Source organism: Halobaculum halobium (genome assembly GCF_030127145.1).
Taxonomy (GTDB): Archaea; Halobacteriota; Halobacteria; order Halobacteriales; family Haloferacaceae; genus Halobaculum; species Halobaculum halobium.
Genome location: NZ_CP126158.1, coordinates 2659923 through 2675908 on the forward strand (window position 1 = coordinate 2659923; position 15986 = coordinate 2675908).

Annotated in this window: 23 protein-coding genes; 1 reads left to right on the plus strand and 22 read right to left on the minus strand. The window is 67.2% G+C overall.

Annotated features, from left to right (window positions below; genetic code table 11):
• Nucleotides 1-4 precede the first annotated feature (4 nt).
• The 4 genes from P0Y41_RS13920 to aglF all read right to left on the minus strand — a co-directional run bounded on the left by P0Y41_RS13920 (nt 5) and on the right by aglF (nt 4062).
• Nucleotides 5-2242: an amino acid permease gene (locus P0Y41_RS13920; protein ID WP_284061910.1), complete on the minus strand. Its 2238-nt coding sequence runs from the start codon at nt 2240-2242 to the stop codon at nt 5-7.
• On the minus strand, nt 2239-2718 hold the full coding sequence (locus P0Y41_RS13925; protein ID WP_284061911.1) for a universal stress protein: 480 nt from the start codon (nt 2716-2718) through the stop codon (nt 2239-2241). Before P0Y41_RS13925 ends, P0Y41_RS13920 begins: the two co-directional genes overlap by 4 nt.
• A gap of 158 nt (nt 2719-2876) precedes the next feature.
• The gene (locus P0Y41_RS13930; RefSeq protein WP_284061912.1) at nt 2877-3071 is read right to left on the minus strand and encodes a hypothetical protein; all 195 of its coding nucleotides are present in this window, start codon (nt 3069-3071) and stop codon (nt 2877-2879) included.
• 238 nt (nt 3072-3309) lie between these two features.
• Nucleotides 3310-4062: a UTP--glucose-1-phosphate uridylyltransferase AglF gene (aglF, locus tag P0Y41_RS13935; RefSeq protein WP_284061913.1), complete on the minus strand. Its 753-nt coding sequence runs from the start codon at nt 4060-4062 to the stop codon at nt 3310-3312.
• 137 nt (nt 4063-4199) lie between these two features.
• Here aglF and aglM point away from each other — a divergent pair, with 137 nt between their 5' ends.
• Nucleotides 4200-5504, plus strand: a complete 1305-nt coding sequence (gene aglM / locus P0Y41_RS13940; RefSeq protein ID WP_284061914.1) for a UDP-glucose 6-dehydrogenase AglM — start codon at nt 4200-4202, stop codon at nt 5502-5504.
• Between the two features lie 317 nt (nt 5505-5821).
• Here aglM and secY read toward each other — a convergent pair whose 3' ends face one another.
• From secY to P0Y41_RS14030, 18 genes are all read right to left on the minus strand, one after another.
• Nucleotides 5822-7282: a preprotein translocase subunit SecY gene (gene secY / locus P0Y41_RS13945; protein WP_284061915.1), complete on the minus strand. Its 1461-nt coding sequence runs from the start codon at nt 7280-7282 to the stop codon at nt 5822-5824.
• 243 nt (nt 7283-7525) lie between these two features.
• Nucleotides 7526-8032, minus strand: coding sequence for an uL15m family ribosomal protein (locus tag P0Y41_RS13950; protein ID WP_284061916.1), 507 nt, complete (start codon nt 8030-8032; stop codon nt 7526-7528).
• Nucleotides 8032-8490 (minus strand): 50S ribosomal protein L30, encoded by a 459-nt coding sequence (gene rpmD / locus P0Y41_RS13955; RefSeq protein WP_284061917.1) that lies wholly within the window; start codon nt 8488-8490, stop codon nt 8032-8034. Before rpmD ends, P0Y41_RS13950 begins: the two co-directional genes overlap by 1 nt.
• Nucleotides 8490-9137, minus strand: a complete 648-nt coding sequence (locus P0Y41_RS13960) for a 30S ribosomal protein S5 (protein ID WP_284061918.1) — start codon at nt 9135-9137, stop codon at nt 8490-8492. Before P0Y41_RS13960 ends, rpmD begins: the two co-directional genes overlap by 1 nt.
• The gene (locus P0Y41_RS13965; protein ID WP_284061919.1) at nt 9130-9693 is read right to left on the minus strand and encodes a 50S ribosomal protein L18; all 564 of its coding nucleotides are present in this window, start codon (nt 9691-9693) and stop codon (nt 9130-9132) included. The genes P0Y41_RS13960 and P0Y41_RS13965 overlap by 8 nt, the downstream gene beginning before the upstream one ends.
• Nucleotides 9693-10154, minus strand: a complete 462-nt coding sequence (locus P0Y41_RS13970; RefSeq protein WP_284061920.1) for a 50S ribosomal protein L19e — start codon at nt 10152-10154, stop codon at nt 9693-9695. The genes P0Y41_RS13965 and P0Y41_RS13970 overlap by 1 nt, the downstream gene beginning before the upstream one ends.
• Nucleotides 10151-10855, minus strand: coding sequence for a 50S ribosomal protein L32e (locus P0Y41_RS13975; RefSeq protein ID WP_284061921.1), 705 nt, complete (start codon nt 10853-10855; stop codon nt 10151-10153). The genes P0Y41_RS13970 and P0Y41_RS13975 overlap by 4 nt, the downstream gene beginning before the upstream one ends.
• Entirely contained in the window at nt 10856-11392 is a 537-nt protein-coding gene (locus P0Y41_RS13980) for a 50S ribosomal protein L6 (RefSeq protein WP_284061922.1), read from the minus strand.
• Nucleotides 11393-11394: 2 nt separating this feature from the next.
• Entirely contained in the window at nt 11395-11787 is a 393-nt protein-coding gene (locus tag P0Y41_RS13985; protein WP_284061923.1) for a 30S ribosomal protein S8, read from the minus strand.
• Nucleotides 11788-11790: 3 nt separating this feature from the next.
• Nucleotides 11791-11982: a 30S ribosomal protein S14 gene (locus P0Y41_RS13990; protein ID WP_284061924.1), complete on the minus strand. Its 192-nt coding sequence runs from the start codon at nt 11980-11982 to the stop codon at nt 11791-11793.
• Nucleotides 11979-12503, minus strand: a complete 525-nt coding sequence (locus tag P0Y41_RS13995; RefSeq protein WP_284061925.1) for a 50S ribosomal protein L5 — start codon at nt 12501-12503, stop codon at nt 11979-11981. Before P0Y41_RS13995 ends, P0Y41_RS13990 begins: the two co-directional genes overlap by 4 nt.
• A complete protein-coding gene (locus P0Y41_RS14000; RefSeq protein WP_284061926.1) occupies nt 12500-13198 on the minus strand; it encodes a 30S ribosomal protein S4e in 699 nt (232 codons plus the stop codon). Before P0Y41_RS14000 ends, P0Y41_RS13995 begins: the two co-directional genes overlap by 4 nt.
• A gap of 1 nt (nt 13199) precedes the next feature.
• The gene (gene rplX / locus P0Y41_RS14005; RefSeq protein ID WP_284061927.1) at nt 13200-13562 is read right to left on the minus strand and encodes a 50S ribosomal protein L24; all 363 of its coding nucleotides are present in this window, start codon (nt 13560-13562) and stop codon (nt 13200-13202) included.
• A complete protein-coding gene (locus P0Y41_RS14010) occupies nt 13559-13957 on the minus strand; it encodes a 50S ribosomal protein L14 (protein ID WP_284061928.1) in 399 nt (132 codons plus the stop codon). The genes rplX and P0Y41_RS14010 overlap by 4 nt, the downstream gene beginning before the upstream one ends.
• Nucleotides 13957-14289 carry a 30S ribosomal protein S17 gene (locus P0Y41_RS14015; RefSeq protein WP_284061929.1) on the minus strand — a complete coding sequence of 111 codons (333 nt, stop codon included), beginning with the start codon at nt 14287-14289 and terminating at the stop codon, nt 13957-13959. The genes P0Y41_RS14010 and P0Y41_RS14015 overlap by 1 nt, the downstream gene beginning before the upstream one ends.
• Nucleotides 14274-14789 (minus strand): ribonuclease P protein subunit, encoded by a 516-nt coding sequence (locus tag P0Y41_RS14020; RefSeq protein ID WP_284061930.1) that lies wholly within the window; start codon nt 14787-14789, stop codon nt 14274-14276. The genes P0Y41_RS14015 and P0Y41_RS14020 overlap by 16 nt, the downstream gene beginning before the upstream one ends.
• Before the next feature lie 11 nt (nt 14790-14800).
• On the minus strand, nt 14801-15019 hold the full coding sequence (gene rpmC / locus P0Y41_RS14025) for a 50S ribosomal protein L29 (RefSeq protein ID WP_284061931.1): 219 nt from the start codon (nt 15017-15019) through the stop codon (nt 14801-14803).
• A 3-nt stretch (nt 15020-15022) separates the two neighbouring features.
• A complete protein-coding gene (locus P0Y41_RS14030; RefSeq protein WP_284061932.1) occupies nt 15023-15985 on the minus strand; it encodes a 30S ribosomal protein S3 in 963 nt (320 codons plus the stop codon).
• Nucleotide 15986 lies beyond the last annotated feature (1 nt).

A 15986-nucleotide genomic window follows, 5' to 3' on the forward strand; every position in this document is an offset into this window, starting at 1 on the left:
GACGTTATCGACCGAACAGCCGGTCGCGCAGACTCCGGCCGGTCGGTCGCTCGGCCAAGAGGACCGAGCAGTCCACGTCGTTGACGACATCGAGCGCGAGCGCCCCGTTGATCAGTCGCGAGAGCATGCCGCGCTCGGTGGCGCCGATGACCACGAGCGAGCTGTCGGCGGCGTGGTGCTCGATGGCCGCCTCGACGTCGCCCGACTCGACCAGGAGTTCGGCGTCACCGAGGCCGTGATCGTTCGCCCACCCCGCTAGGAACTCCTTCCCGTCGCCAACGTCGTCGGCGACGTGAAGCAGTCGGATCTCCGAACCGAAGGAGTTCCGCAGGGCGACGGCGATCTCCGCGGACAGGTCAGAGTCCGGGCCGCCAGCGGTGGGGACGAGCACGCGCTCTGGGTCGAAGCCGCGGTCCTTGAGCACGAGGAAGTCACACGGGAGGTTTTGGGTGAGCTCGTCCATCCGACCCTCGACACGGCCGGGGGCGCCGTGGCCCTCCGGCCCCCAGCCCATCACGACGAGGTCCGCGTTGTGGCTGTCCGCCACGTCGAACACTTCCGCGAACGACTGGTGGGAGACGACCGTCGTGGTCTCGACGGGGACGCCCAGATCCTCGGCGTCGAGGCGGGCGCGTTCGAGGATCTCGTCGTTCGTGTCGTCGAAGGAGGGGACGTGCTCGGCGGCGTGCGCCAGGGAGGTCTGGTCGGGCACCGAGACGATGTGGACCGCTTCGACGGTACCGCCGCGCTCGCGGGCGATGTTGGCCGCGAGTTCGATGAGCGTCCCCTCGGTTGCGGGGTTCGCCAGCGGCACCAGCACGCGGTACTCCCCGCCGTCGGGAGCGACCGCGTCCGCCGCACCGACGGCGGCGTCGGGCATCTCCTCGGACTTCGAGCGGACGTACTCCGCGAGCGCGCCCTCACTTTCCGTCCGCGAGCGGGCGTATCCGAAGTACCACACCAGCGCGAACGCGACGAACGCGCCGCCGATGAGTACGACCGTCGGCTCGATGAAGACGATGAGCGCGAGCGAGACGATCGCGCCGAGCACCGGCACGACGGGATACAGCGGGACGGTGTAGCTCGGCTCGTACCCCTCGACGTCTGCCTCGCGGAACACGATCAGCGCGACGTTGAGGAGGGCGTAGATGATGAGGTGGAGCACCGACCCGAGCGTCGCGAGCGTATTCACGTCCGCGAGGACGATGAACAGGAGAATGAGCGCGCCCGTCATGGCGATCGAGCGGTAGGGCGTCCCGAATCGGGGGTGGATCTCGTTGAGGTTCGGAGAGACGAGCCGGTCCCGGCCCATCGCGAAGTTGATCCGCGAGGACGCGAGGATCGAGGCGTTCGCCGAGGAGGCCGTCGCGAGGAGCCCGCCGATTAGCATCGCGATCGCCCCTGCGGGGCCGAGGACGATCCGCGCTACCTCGACGACCGCGATCTGGCCGTCCGGGATGTTCGCGATGAACCCCTGCTCGACGGCGGCGCTCATCACGATGAGCACGAGCGCGTAGATGACGGTCACGATGACGACAGAGCCGATGACGGCTCGCGGGAGGTTCCTCCCGGGGTCTTTGATCTCCTCTGCGACGGAGGTGATCTGGACGAATCCGAGGTAGGAGACGAAGATGAGCCCGGTCGTCGTGAGCATCGGCCCGAAGCCGGTCCCCTCGGCGATGTTCGCCGGATCCGCGCGGAGCGTGCCCGCGATCGTGAACACGGTCAGGATGATCACCAAGAGCACGACGATCACGTTCTGGAGACGTCCGGTTTCCTTTGCGCCCACGTAGTTGATGAGGACGAACAGCGCCGCGCCCGTGAGCGCGACGGCCTTCACCCCGACGGGGATCGCGATCCCGACGAACGGGATCCCGATCGACCCGCCGGAGATGTTGACGACGTACTCGCCGAACCCGACCATGTAGAACGCGGAGGCGAACGCCAGCCCCATCCAGTTGGCCCAGCCGGCGACGGAGCCGAACATCGGGCCAAGCGCCTGGTTCACGTAGTAGTACGCGCCGCCGGACACCGGCATCGCCGTCCCCAACTCCGAGGCGGAGAAGGCCGTCAGGATCGCGATGGCGCCCCCGAGCACGAACGAGATCACGGCGAACGACCCGGCCTCGCTGATCGCGACGCCCGGGAGAACGAAGATCCCCGCGCCGATCATCGTCCCGACGCCGATCGTCAGCGCCGCGAGCGGGCCGAGGTCCTTCGCGAGCTCCTCGTCGCCGCTCATTCGCTCTCCTCTGTGGCGTCGTCAGCTCCCTCGCCGCGGGGTTCCTCGTCGGCCGGCCGCGGGAGGCTCACCACGGGGCGGTCGGCGTCGGTGACCAGCCGGAGCGCCACGCTGCCGGTGAGCATTCGGATGAACCGGCCCCCGTCGCGGGGCGTGAACACGACCGCCGTCGCGTCGACATCGTCGGCGACCGCGAGGATCCCCTCGACCACGTCGGTGGCGTAGACGATCTCGCGGTCGGCCGTCACGTCCGGCAGCGCGGCGTCGAAGGTGTCGAACGCCTCGTCGGCGGCCGCCTCGCGCTGTTCGACGCCCGCCTTGTCGACGGCGCCGCCGGCCTTCTCGACGACGTACACGAGGGTCACGTCGCCCACCTCGGCGTCGTGGGCGGCGATGGCGGCGGCCGTGGCGGCCGCGTCCCCTCGGAGGCCACCGGGACGACGACCCGCGAGAGCAGGTCGCTCACCGGCGGTCACCTCCCTCGGTATCGCGCTCGGCTGGTGTGCGGTCGCACCGACTGGGGGGCCGATGCGTCTCGTCGCCGGCCGCGTCGCTGGTGTGTCTGTCAGTCATATCACGTCGGTGGGCCCCGACCGGAGTAAACGCTTCCCCTCGCTGCCGTGAGTGAGTCCGTCTAGCGGACGTCCTCAAGCGACACGGCCGCGTCGGTGCCGACGGTGATCCACGCCGTCTCCAGCGTCTCGGGGTCGTAGACGGTCACCGAGCTCGGGTCGGACCCGTCGTCGAAGAGGTACCGGAGGCCGAACTCGGGGAACTCCTCGAGCGAGGCAGCCTCGCGGAGTTGGGGACGATCGTCGCTCGCGTGCATGCGAGTGGATACCACATTCGAGTATATGACGCTGTGGCTCTGATTATCGAAGACGAGAGTGATCTGCGGTGTGGGCGTGTCGTCGCGAGACGGCGAGAATCTACTGGCTTCGTCGATCGCGAGTGACCCACGACACAGCGCACTCAATCCGTCTCGTACGCTACACACCGACCTCAACCGCTGTCAACGCAGGTACTGAGCTCCGCTGATTCTGCGGCGGTTCTGCCGGTCGCGGCGATCAGGACCCACCTGTGCTCTGTTCCACTACTGCAGGCGACGACTCCCCGGTCAATCGCTTCTCCGCCTCGTCCCGATCCGCCGGGTACCCGACGTCGATCCGCCATCCGTCGATCCCGATCGCATCGATCGTCCGCCCGCTCTGGATCAGTAGGTCGATCGCCTCCGAGATCTCGTACTCCCCACGATTCGACGGCTGCACGAGGTGACACGCGTGGAAGATGGCCGGCGTGAACGTGTAGAACCCGGTCATCACCAGGTTGGACGGCGGGTCCTCGGGCTTTTCGACCACGTCGGTGATCTCGCCGAACTGGTTGGTGTCACAGACGCCGTAGCGACTCGCCTCCTCCCAGTCGACCGCTTCGACGAGGAACGCGGCGTCGGCTCGTTCCTCGCGCTGTCGACGCACGACGTCCTCGAGGTTCGCGTCGAAGACGTTGTCGCCGAGCATGAGCATGAAGTCGTCGTCGATGGACTCCTCGACGGTGAGCAGGGCGTGAGCCAGCCCCTGCTGCTCGCGTTGGTGCGAGTAGGTGATGGGAATCCCGTCGAACTCGTCCTCGTAGTAGTCGATGATGTCCTGTTTTCGATAGCCGACCACCACCACCAGCTCCTCGGCACCCAGCTCCGCCAGCTGTTCGAAACAGTGTGTCAAGATTGGTTTCCCGTCTATCTCGACCATCCCCTTCGGCTTGTCCTCGGTGAGCGGCCGAAGTCGCGTCCCCTCGCCGGCGGCCAGAACGACGGCTTTCATACCTACCGCGGAGGGCAACGACACGGATTGTTATGAGTCTCCAAACCGCCTGTCCATCGCGGTACCGGGAGCGATTCCACGCGGCGGCCGCAGGTGTGAACCAAACGCTGATTACTCGCCCACCGAACCGACACCTAATGCGTATGAGTATTATCGGGAGCGGGTACGTGGGCACCACGATCGCCGCCTGCTTCGCGGACCTCGGTCACGAGGTCGTCAACGTCGATATCGATGAGGCGGTCGTCGCCGCGATCAACGACGCCGACGCACCCATCCACGAAGACGGCCTCTCGGACCTCATCGAGGCTCACGCCGGTCCGGCCGGTACCGGCCGCCTCCGAGCAACGACTGACTACGACGCCGTCCGAGACACCGAGGTTACCTTCCTGTGTCTCCCCACGCCCCAGAACGACGACGGGAGCATCGACCGATCCATCATGGAGGCAGGCGCGGAACGACTCGGTGCAACACTCGCACAGAAGACAGACTGGCACTCCGTCGTGGTCAAGAGCACCGTCGTTCCCGGAACGACCGAGGATCTACTCACGCCTCGCTTGGAATCGGAGTCCGGCAAAACCGCGGGCGAGGACTTCGGCGTGGGGATGAACCCGGAGTTCCTCCGCGAGGGAACCGCGGTCCGCGATTTCTTGGATCCGGATAAGATCGTCCTCGGCGCCGACGACGACCGCGCACACGCCGACATGCGCGAGGTGTTCCAGCCGCTGATCGACCGAAGCGACACGCCCGTCGTCGAGACGGACACGCGAACGGCGGAGATGATCAAGTACGCGAACAACGGCTTCCTCGCGGCGAAGATCTCGCTGATCAACGACATCGGGAACATCTGCAAGGAGTTCGATATCGACGCCTACGAGGTCGCCGACGCGATCGCCCTCGACGACCGAATCGGCGAGCAGTTCCTTCGAAGCGGACTCGGCTGGGGGGGCAGTTGCTTCCCCAAGGACACGAACGCGATCGTCGCCGCCGCTCGCGACGCCGGGTACGAGCCCGAGATGCTCGCGAGCGCCATCCGCACGAACGACCGCCAGCCCGAACGACTCCTCTCGCTGCTCGATGCACACCTCGACGTCGACGGCGCTCGCGTCGCCGTGCTCGGGCTCGCGTTCAAACCCGGAACGGACGACGTCCGGAACTCCCGAGCGATCGAGGTGATCCGCGGACTGCGCGAGCGCGGCGCGACCGTCGCCGCCTACGACCCCGTCGCGACCGAGAACATGCGCGAGTACTTCCCCGATCTCGACTACGCGGAATCCGCGCAGGCCGCACTCAGCGACGCGCACGCCGCCGTCGTCGCGACCGACTGGGACGAGTTCGCGGCGCTCGACGGCGAGTTCGACGCGATGGCGAGCCCGATCGTCGTCGACGGACGCCGGGTGATCGAACGGCGCGACGGGATCACCTACGAGGGGCTCACCTGGTAGCGGTACGCTACTTCGAGAACTGTTCGACGAACTCCCTCTCGGCTCGCCTGAAGCCGGTGTCGTCTGGTCCGAATTCTCGGAGCACGCGCGTTCGTCGCGACGGACTGGATGCGAGACAGGTGGGGCGCCCGAATCGAGAAAGCGATCGGGGGACACTGCTGGGGGGGATCGTCTGGGTCCGCTCGCGTCGGAGTCGTGTGTGACCGCGACCGCCCTGGGGCCGAGTCACGGCTCCGAACGTCCGCGTAGCGACTCCATCGAGTCGGTGACGATCGAGAAATCGAGCCGGTCGCCGGAGAGGTATCCGCGGTGTCCTGTCAGTCGCCGAACATCTGGCGCATCATGGGGTGCATTTCCATGAGCTGCTCTTCGGCGATCTCCTCGTACAGCTTATAGGTGATCGAAACCGTCAGCAGTAGCCCCGTGCCGGAGACGCCGCCGAGCGTGCCCAGCATGTTCGCCAGGACCGCCAGGAGGCCGACGAGCGCGCCGCCGATGACGGTCACCTGCGGGATGTACCGCTCCATCACTTTCTCGATGACCTGCGGGTTCTTCCGGAAGCCGGGGATCTGCATCCCGGAGTTCTGGATCTGCTTGGCGGTCGACTCCGGCCCCATGCCGGTCGTCTCCACCCAGAACACCGCGAAGATGGCGCCGCCGATGATCATGAACGTGAGGTCGACGAGCACCCGGATGATGATCTGCCACGGTTCGGCGCTCACGGTGAACGCCCCGGAGAACCACATCCAGTCGGCCCGCTGCTGGATCGGTGCGAGGTAGTAGAACAGCCCGCTCACGGGCTGGCCCTGCGAGTAGACGCCGACGATCGCCGGGAGGGTCACGTAGTTGTTGAGGATCTGCCCGAGGAACTGGATGTTCGCCTGCAGCGCGCGAACGAGGATCATCGGGAGGACGGACGCGTAGATGAGCTTCACGGGGAAGCGGCCGCGGGCGCCCTTCACCCGGGCGTGGCTCAGCGGTATCTCGACGCGAACGGACTCGGTGTACACGACGACCGCGAAGATGAGCACCGTCGTGAACAGCGCGAGGATGTTCCCCGGGTCGAACAGCAGCGACTGGACGAACGGGTCAAGCTCGATGCTCCCGGTGATGATGCCGTACCACGCGGGGAAGAAGCCGGTCACTTGCGTGCCCAGCGCGGGCACGGCGAACAGCCCGGCGACGAGTTGCTGGCTCACGCCCGCAATAATGAACAGGCCAATCCCGGAGCCGACGCCCCACTTGGAGATGACCTCGTCCATGAACAGGATGAGGACGCCGCCAACGAACATCTGCGCGAACAGCAGCGTTCGCATCCCGCCGGCCCCGATGCCCAGCGAGGTCGCGAGCTGGCCGTCAACCGGCAGGTAGTTGCCGGCGAACACCATCGGCAGCCCCGTCAGACAGATCATCACGACGACGAGCAGCTTCTGAAGCCCCTGGTACAGCACCTGGTCGCGGGGGTCGTCCGTGTCGAGGCCGAGCAGGTCGGCGCCGCCGAGCAACTGGAGGACGATTGACGCCGTGACGATCGGCCCGATACCGAGCTGTAGGATCGACCCCTGCGAGCCCGCGAGGATCGACCGGAATCGGCCGTAGAAGTCGCCTTCGGCCCCGCCCGTCGCGAGCCCGAACATCGTGATGTTCGTGAGGAAGAAGTACATCACGAGGATACCGGCCGTCCAGGCGAGCTTCCGCTTGAAGGGGACGTGCCCCTCCGGACGCTCGACCGTCGGCATCCGCGTGAGTACGGGTTCCGCGGTCTCTTTCCAACCCATATATCGTGCACCTGGTTGGCCGGCACACCTTAACGCTTCGATTGGGTCCGCGGGCGCAACGCCCGGCGAGACGCCGACGGCGGCCGCTCCCGGCTGATCCGCCAACCCGTCGTTGGCGGGTGCGACGACCGTCGGCGACGCACTCACACAGTCGCGTCCGGAGCAGCCGTTGGCCGTGCTCCGTGCATCGTGACGCGACCGCAAAGAAGTGAAACCGCGAACTGCGGCGTCAGCCGTCGGCGACTACTCGTCGTCGCTGTCTTCGTCGGACTGCTCCTCGGACGCCTCGGCGTCGGCTTGCGCCTGCTCGGCGCGCTCGGTCAGCTCCGCGGAGCCGCCCGCCTCCTCGATGAGGCTGCGGGCATCGGCGGTGAACGCGTCGGCGACGACGTGCAGTTCCCCGCGGACCTGCCCGCCGCCAAGCACCTTCACCACGTCGACCTCGTGGCCGTCCTCGGCCACGTCGCGAGCGTCGAGGGCGTAGCCGTCGCCCTCCTCCTCGGCGAGACCGTCGGCCGCCAGCAGAGCGGCGTCCTCGTCGAGCTTCTGGACGGAGACCTCGACGACCTCGTCTTGCACGCCCTGCGGGCGCTTGAAGCCGTACTTGCCCAGCGGACCGTACTGCTGTCGCTCGTGTTTCTTGCGTCCCGCGTTGCCGCGGCCGCCCCGGTGACCGGCGCCACGCCGGTTCTTGTGGGAGCCGCCGCCGTGCGTCCGCGAGCCGCGCTGTCGTCGTTTCTTGCTCGTCATTATCGCATCGCCTCCAGGAGCGTGTCGATGTCGTCGTGACGACCGAGCGCGCCGCCGTTCTTCACGGCGTGCTTGATGCCGTCGTGACCGCCGCGGGGGGCGTGCAGCCGCAGCACCGGCGCCAGCCCCTCCTCGCGCAGCGTCGTCTCCTCGGCGACCAGCGCAGCCGCCAGCGACTCGACATCGTCGTAGTCCGTGTTGTCGGCGACCCACTCGTCGTCGACGTCGGCGTCGCCCTCGGCGGGCTCGCCGCGCCGCTCGATGAGCATCGCGACCGTCTCGACGTCGGGCTCGCCGAACGCGACGAAGTCGTTCACCTTCGCGATCATCCCGCGGTAGGTGTCCTCCTCGGGCACCAGCGCGCAGTGGTTGATCGCGTGGACGTTGAGCATCTTCAGGGTGTCGCGCTGTGCGGCGGACATGTCGATCTCGCCGCGAAGCTGGACGACCGCCTGCATCAGTGCTCACCCTCCGCTTCGCGCTGGACGCGTCGCGCCCGGTCGGGCGTGCGCGCCTGCGAGGCGTTCTGCAGGGCGTTGAACGTCGCCTTCGCGAGGTTGACCGTCGTCCGCGTGTTCCCGTTCGAGGACGTCCAGGCGTCCTGGATGCCCGCGAGTTCGAGGATGTTGCGGACGGTCGGAGCCGCCGCGAGGCCCAGTCCCTGCGGGGCGGGCTTGATCTCGACCTCGACGGACCCGGCCTTCCCGTTCGCCGTCCGGGTGAGGGAGTTGACTCCGCCGGCGGAGTCCTCCCACGAGCCCGAGCCGCGGTCGACCTTGATCATGTTCAGCTTAGCCACTTCGATGGCCTTCTCGATGGCGCCGCCGACTTGGTCGTCGCGGCCCTCGGCGTAGCCGAGATAGCCGTCGTTGTTGCCGATAGCGACGACACAGCGGAACTTCACCCGGCGCCCGGAGTCGGTCATGCGCTGGACCATGTTGATGTCCAGCACCTCGTCCTCCAGATCGGGGATGAGCTGGTCGACCAACTGCGGCTCCTTCAGCGGGAGCCCCGAGTTGAGCGCCTGCTCCATCGAGGTGATGTCGCCCTCCTGTACCTTCCGGCCGAGCCGCGTGCGCGGCTCCCATCCGCCGTTTCTACTCATTGTCGAATTCCTCCGTCAGGGTCTCCCGAAGCTCGTCGAAGTGCTCGGGCAGGTCCGCCGCGTCGAACGCCCCGCTGTACAGCGGCTCGTCGAGCTGCTCGGCGTACGCGGCGATGTGCTCGCCACGGGTGCGCGACCAGTCCGCGAGGACGCTGTCGTTGTGGGGGATCTCGAGCCCGGCGTCGATCGCTCCTTCCTGCACCGCGAACGCCTTGTTCCCGGGCGTGGCGGTGTTCAGGCCGATGTCGAGAACGGCCTCATCGAGGCCGTCCTCGACCGCCCGCAGCCCCGCGAGATAGCCCGTGAGGTACGCGCTGGGGAGATTGGCCGTCGGGGCCTCCCAACCGTACTCCGCGAGATCCTCGCTGGATGCGGCCGCGTGTGTGATGTCGCCATCGGGGCCGGGGGAAACCAGCTGCGCCCTGACGTGCTTGTTCGACAGGCGCGCGACGAGGCGCGGCTTGCCGGATTTCAGCAGGCGCAACCTCTGGTGGTAATCCGTCCGGACTTCCCGGCGGCGACGCATCGGTACCTTGTAGCGTGGTCCGGTCGCCATCAGTCGTCCTCCAGTGTTACGTCGTAGTTGTTCACGATGTACGAGTCGAGTCGTCGCACGTCCTCGAAGGCGCCGCCCGAGGCCTTGTTGTACAGCTCGCGGTACTGCGTGCTGTTCAGCGGGCCGTCGTCGCGGAGCGTCTTGAGGCGTGCGCGCTGGGCGCGGATCCGCGAAATCCACTCGTCCTTGGAGTTCTGGCGGCCGCCGGCTTTCCCTTTGCGGGACCCGGCGCCGGTGCGGTGGCCGTACGAGCGCTTCTCGTCGCGCTCGCGGGCACGGCCACGCGAGTTCCCCTTGGCGTCCTTCTCGCGGATGTTGCCCTGTTCGATCTGCTCGCGGATGTCCTCACGCGTGATCGCGTCCGCGAGTTCGTCCTGTGCCTCCGGGTTGAGCCACACGCGGCTCTTGCCGATGTCGAGTTCATCGGCCGCGAGCCGGCGCTGTGCTGCCAGGTCGCTCATTGGTCAACCTCCACTTCGACGTAGGTCGGGTTGAGGACGCGGATCTCGCGGTCCTCGCACTCGTCCTCGATGGCCTCGCGCTTGCGTCCGCCGACGGTGGACGCGATGCGCACGGCCTGGGTGTCGCCGTCGACGCCCTCGAGGTCGTCCGTGTTGAACACGCGGACCTCCTCGAAGCCGCTCGGGTGCAGGCCGCGGGCCGCCTTCGGCGAGCGGAAGCCGGCCTCGACTTTCGGGCCCTTGCCCTTCATGCTGCGGCGCTGCTTCGACAGCTGGCCGCGCGGGCGTCGCCACGAGGTCGGGATGCGCTTCTTCTTGTGGTAGTCCTGGCGGTTGAACTGCGGCGTGCCCTCGCGGAGCTTCTTGCCGAGCGCACGGGCGCGCTCGTCGGAGAGCTCGGGCGTCTTGTCCGCGTGACCGCGCGGGCGCAGTTCGGTCTCGACGTCCTCGGCCTCCTCCTCGTCGGCCTCGGGCTCGTCGTCTTCGATCTCGGCGTCGGCCTCTTCGTCGACCTCGAGCCCGCCAACGTCCGCCTTGATGCGGGCCGCGAGGGCGTTCCCGACGCCGTCGACCTCCGCGAGTTCGGACTGTGAGGCGGCCTTCACGTCCTCGACGGTCTCGTAGCCGGCCTCGCTGAGCGCGTCGGCCTTCGACGGGCCGACGCCGGAGATGTCCTCCAGGCTCTCGATGTCGTCGCTCATTTAGACATCACCCGTGGGTTTGCGCGTGATGTACACGCCGTCCTGGAAGATGCGCGTGTCCTTGTCGGTCACGCGTGTGAGCTGTTCGATGCTGGCGGCCGTCTGGCCGACGTCCTCCTTGGACGGGCCGGTCAAGACGAGCTCCTCGCCGTCGATCTGTACGTCGGTGTCGCCGCGGATCGCCGCGCGGCGGGGTGCCGTCTCCCCGAGGAAGTTCGTGATGACGACCTCGTCGCCCTCGACGTCCACGTCCATCGGGAAGTGAGCGTAGAAGACTTCCATCTCGTACTCCCACCCCTCGGTGACCCCGTGGACCATGTTGTCCACGTGGCTCGCGAAGGTGCCGACGGTCGCGTTCGTCTGGCGGTCAGCGTCGTCCGGGTACGCGATGACGACGGCGTTCTCGTCCGTGGAGACGCTGACGTCGGGGTACCACAGGCGGCGCGTCACCGAGCCGTTCGGCCCCTCGATCGTGAGATCGAGGTGGTCGAGGTCGGCGGAGACGTCCTCGGGTAGTTCGATTGTTCGTTCTGCCATTGTCAGTAGACGTATGCGATTACCTGGCCACCGATGCCCGCCTCGCGGGCCTCGTAGTGGCTCATGACGCCGTGACTCGTCGTCACGATGAGTGCGCCGTAGTCACGCGCGGGGAGGAATCGCTTCTCCCATCGCTCGTAGCCGTCCGCGGCCACGGAGTAGCGCGGCTTGACGGCGCCGCACTCGTTGATGGCGCCTTTCAGTTCGACCTCGAACGTTCCCGCTCGGCCGTCGTCCACGAACTCGAAGCCGTCGACGTAGCCGTTGTCGTACAGCACTTCGAGCGTGGAGCCGATGATGTTCGAGGCGGGCTGGACCGTGTATTCCAGATGGCCGACGTCCTCGGCGTTGTCGAGGCCGGCGAGGGCGTCGGAGAGTGGGTCGTTACCTGCCATAGTTTATCGGTACTTCCGGAACCCCATGTCCCGGGCGACCTCGCGGAAACACTGGCGACAGAGGTTGATGTCGTACTTGCCGACGAGCCCCTGTTTTCGCTCGCAGCGTCGGCACGCGACCTCCTGGCCGGTGCGCTTTGCTGCGTGCTCGCCCGTTTCTTCGGGTCCTGTGGATTCTGTGTCTGCGTCGCTCATGCTGTGACCTCCACGTCGAACTCGCGTTCGAGGAACGTGACGGCGTCCTCGACGGTCATCCGGTGCTTGCTCGGGATCGACCGGGTCACCTTGTTCCGCTGGGAGACGCGGTAGCCCGGACGCGTGAGCGTCACGGTGACGTCGAGCCCGTAGATGCCGATCTGCGGGTCGTACTCTTGACTCGGGAACTCCGTGTGTTCGGCGACGCCGAAGCTGAAGTTGCCCGTGTCGTCGAACTGCGAGGCCGAGAGATCGACCAGCTCCAGCGCGGTGTCGAGGAACTCGTCGGCGTCCTCCTCGCGCAGGGTGACCTTCGCCCCGATGGGGTCACCGGGACGGATGTCGAACTCGGCGATCGCGCGCTTGGCCGTCGTTCGAACCGTGTCCTGCCCGGTGATCTCCTCGAGGATCTCCTCGCCGTTAGCGAGTTCGCGGCCACCCTGACCGACGCCCATGTGGACGACGACCTTCTCGATACGTGGTTCGCGCATCTCGTGGATATCCGCTTCGGCCTCGCTCATTCGTCATCACCCGTGAAGTTCTCGTCGATGACGACGACGTACTCTTCGATCGTCTCGAAGCCGCCGTCTTCCTGTTCGACGGTCACGGCGTTGTCGCCGGAACCGGCCGTGACGGTGATGTCCGAGATCTCGCCGATATCGCCGGCGTGCGAGCCGGCGACCGCGGTGACGAGTGCGCCCTCCTCGTACGGGAAGTGCGCGACGACGTCTTTCGTCTCGTTGTCGACGACCAGCGAGTCGCCGCCGGCGTAGCTCCCGTCGTCGCTGACGAGGGTCGTCCCGTCGTGCAGCATGTACTGGAAGTCGCCGCCGGCGACCTGCGTCTTGCCGGCGACCTTCCCCAGCCGCGAGGAGGCGGCCTCCTCGTCGATGGGGGTGAGGGAGAGCCGACCGCCCTCGCCGGGGAACACGCGGTAGTACTCCTCGCGCTCGGCAAAGGCCAGGATGTCGAACATCCCGACGGGGCGGGCCTCATCGGAGACCGCCTTGCCGTTGACGAGCACGGATCCGTGATCGAGCGCGTAGCGCGCCTCCTTGCGCGAGTCGACGTAGCCCAGCACGTCCCGAAGGACGATGAGCAGGGGAACGCCTGACTCGCCGTGCGGGCCCGCGCCCGCCTTCACGGTGAACGTCTCTTCCTTCCGCTCGATCGGCCACGAGTTCGGGGCCGACAGTCGCTTCTGGTGGTTACTCATGTTATGCAGCCTCCTCGTCGGACTCCAGACGCGCCTCCCGGCGGTCGTCCTCGAGGTCCAAGTCGACGACGCGAACGTTCGAGGTGTCGAGCGGACGCGGGGTCTCTTCCCCGTCGGCCTTCTCGACGACGACGTCCTCGACGTGGATCTGCGACAGCCGCAGGTCCACATCGAGCACCTCGCCCTCCTCGCCCGCAAAGTCGCCGCGCATGACCTCGACGGTGTCGCCCGCGTTGACGCGGACGTTCCGCTGGCCGTACTCCTCCCGGAGCTCCTCCGAGAGGGTGGCGCGGACGAACTTCTGCCGCTCGTGGAGCGGCGCGTCTCGGGTCCGGGTGCGCTGTTTGTGCGGTTGTTCGCTCATACGATCTGAGTCGCGGTTGATGCGATGCTCCCGAAGCGTTCGGCGACCTCTCGCGCGATGGGACCCTTGATTTCGGTCCCACGCGGCTCCTCCATGTCGTCGATGACGACGGCGGCGTTGTCCGCGAACTTCACGCGGGTGCCGTCGGGTCGACGAATGGACTTGCGCTGGCGGACGATAACGGCCTCCAGCACCTGGCGCCGCATCTCCGGCGTCCCCTTGGTCACCGAGACGGTGACCTTGTCGGCGACGCCCGCTTTGGGGTGGCGATTCTTCGTGCCCGAGTAGCCGGACACGGAGATGACCTTCAGCTCACGCGCGCCGGTGTTGTCGGCGCACGTGATGAGTGAGCCCTTTTCGAGGCCCTGCGTGACGTCGGCCTTCAGGGCCTCCATCAGGCATCACCGTCCGTGTCGAGCTGTTCGACCACGACGTGGCTCTTCGTCTTCGACAGCGGCCGCGTCTCGGCGATCTGCACCTCGTCGCCCTCCTCGATGTCGAGGCAGGGCGAGACGTGTGCCGGCACGCGGCTTCGTCGTTTCATGTACCGGTCGTACTTCGGCACGAACACGTCGTATTCGCGCTCGACGACGACCGTCTTGTCCATCGCTGTGGAGGCGACTGTTCCTTCGAGCGTCTGTCCGCGCACGGAAAGCGATCCGTGGAACGGGCAGTTCTCGTCGGAGCAGGACTCCTCCGGTTCTGTTACGTTCAGTCCGATTGCCATTGGTGATCACCCGCACGTTCCGTGCGGAAGGCGGGTCGTGAGAGCAGTCTGGCCCCATCCACCGTAACGGAGACCGCGTCCTCGCAACCGTCCGACTGACCGGCTGTGACCCCGGTAGTATCGTACTGCCCGCGCTTCCCGGCCAGTGTGGGGAAGTCGGACGACGGAAGTTCGAACGTGGACCCGGGGGCCTTGCGGTCCCCCGCGGCTTCATCTATGACGGGCGACGCCTCGCCGCTTCGAGGCGCGTCCGTACTAGGCCCGGCTGGGCGACGGCCCACGTCGCCAGCCGTTCGCTCAGTGGAGAGAACGAACCGGAACGTCGTCCCCTCCTTCGGCACCCGTTTGTCCCCCCGAGCGGTACGCACCGTGAGGGTGCGCATGCTCTCGGACACGACGACGCCCGCGAGCCCGACGTGGGCGTCGCTGGCGGCGGCGACCACCCTGACGGGGAGGCCGCGGAGTTCGTGTCGCGTGAGCGTCTCGGGTGTGAGTGCCATGTGTCGTGTCGTTACTCGTCTGCGTCGGCGAGGTCGCCTTCCTCGCCCTGGATCGTCTTGATCCGGGCGATCGTGCGCTTCAGCTCGCCGACCCGCCCCGGGTTGTCCGGGGCGCCGCCGGCCGCCTGCACGGCCTTCGCGTTGAGGAGTTCGGTCTCGAGCTCCTCGAGTTCGGCCTCGCGTTCTGCGGCCGTCATGTCGCGGATCTCCTGGGTGTGAAGGATCGCCATCGGTTACTCCTCCTCCTCGTCCGCGTCGGCTTCGTCGGTCGCCTCATCGTCGGCGTCGTCCTCCATCTCCGCGACGAGATCCTCGGCCTCGGCCTCGACGTCCTCGTCGAGGTCGTCGAGCTCGACGTCATCCTCCTCGGACGGCTCGGCGGTCTCCGCGGCGTCGCCGTCGGCGGTCTCGTCGCTCTCGATGACTTCCTCGACGACCTCCTCGTCGATGACGTCCTCCTCGTCGGGGACGTCCTCGTCGTCGAACTCCGGCTCGCCGTCGGGGATCTCGGGGTCCGTCTCCGGAACCGCTTCGTCGTCGACGTCGGCCAGGAGGTCCTCGACGCCACCCTCGGCCTGCTGCTCGACCTCGGGCGCGTCGGCGTCCTCGGCGATCTCGAAGTCGTCGGGCAGCGTCGCGCCCGGCGGGATGATCTTCACCGTGACGCCGATGGTGCCGAGCTTCATGACCGCGACGCCCTGGCCCTCGTCGACGACCTCCTCGGCGGGCTCGCCGTTGTGCTTGATGTACCCGCGGTTGAACTTCTCCACGCGCGAGCGGGCACCCGTGACCTTCCCGGAGAGAACGATCTCGGCGCCCAGCGCGCCCGCGTCCATGATCCGGTCGATCGTCGTGTGGCCCGCGCGGCGGAAGTACCAGCCGCGCTCGAGTGCGTTCGCCAGACGGTCCGCGACGATCTTCGCGTTGAGGTCGGGTTCGTCGACCTCCTGCACGTCGATCTGCGGATCGTCCATGTCGAAGCGCTCCTCGAGTTCGGTGGTCACCTTGCGGATGTTCTTCCCGCCCTTGCCGATCACCATACCGGGCTTCTCGGCCTTGAGCACGATCTGCGTGCCCATGGGCGTCTTCGCGACCTCCATCCCGCCGTAGCCGGCGCGACCGAGCTCGTCCTCGAAGAACTCGTTGATCTGGCTCCGTCGGAGCCCGTCCTCGATGAACTGGTGCTCGTCCGCCATG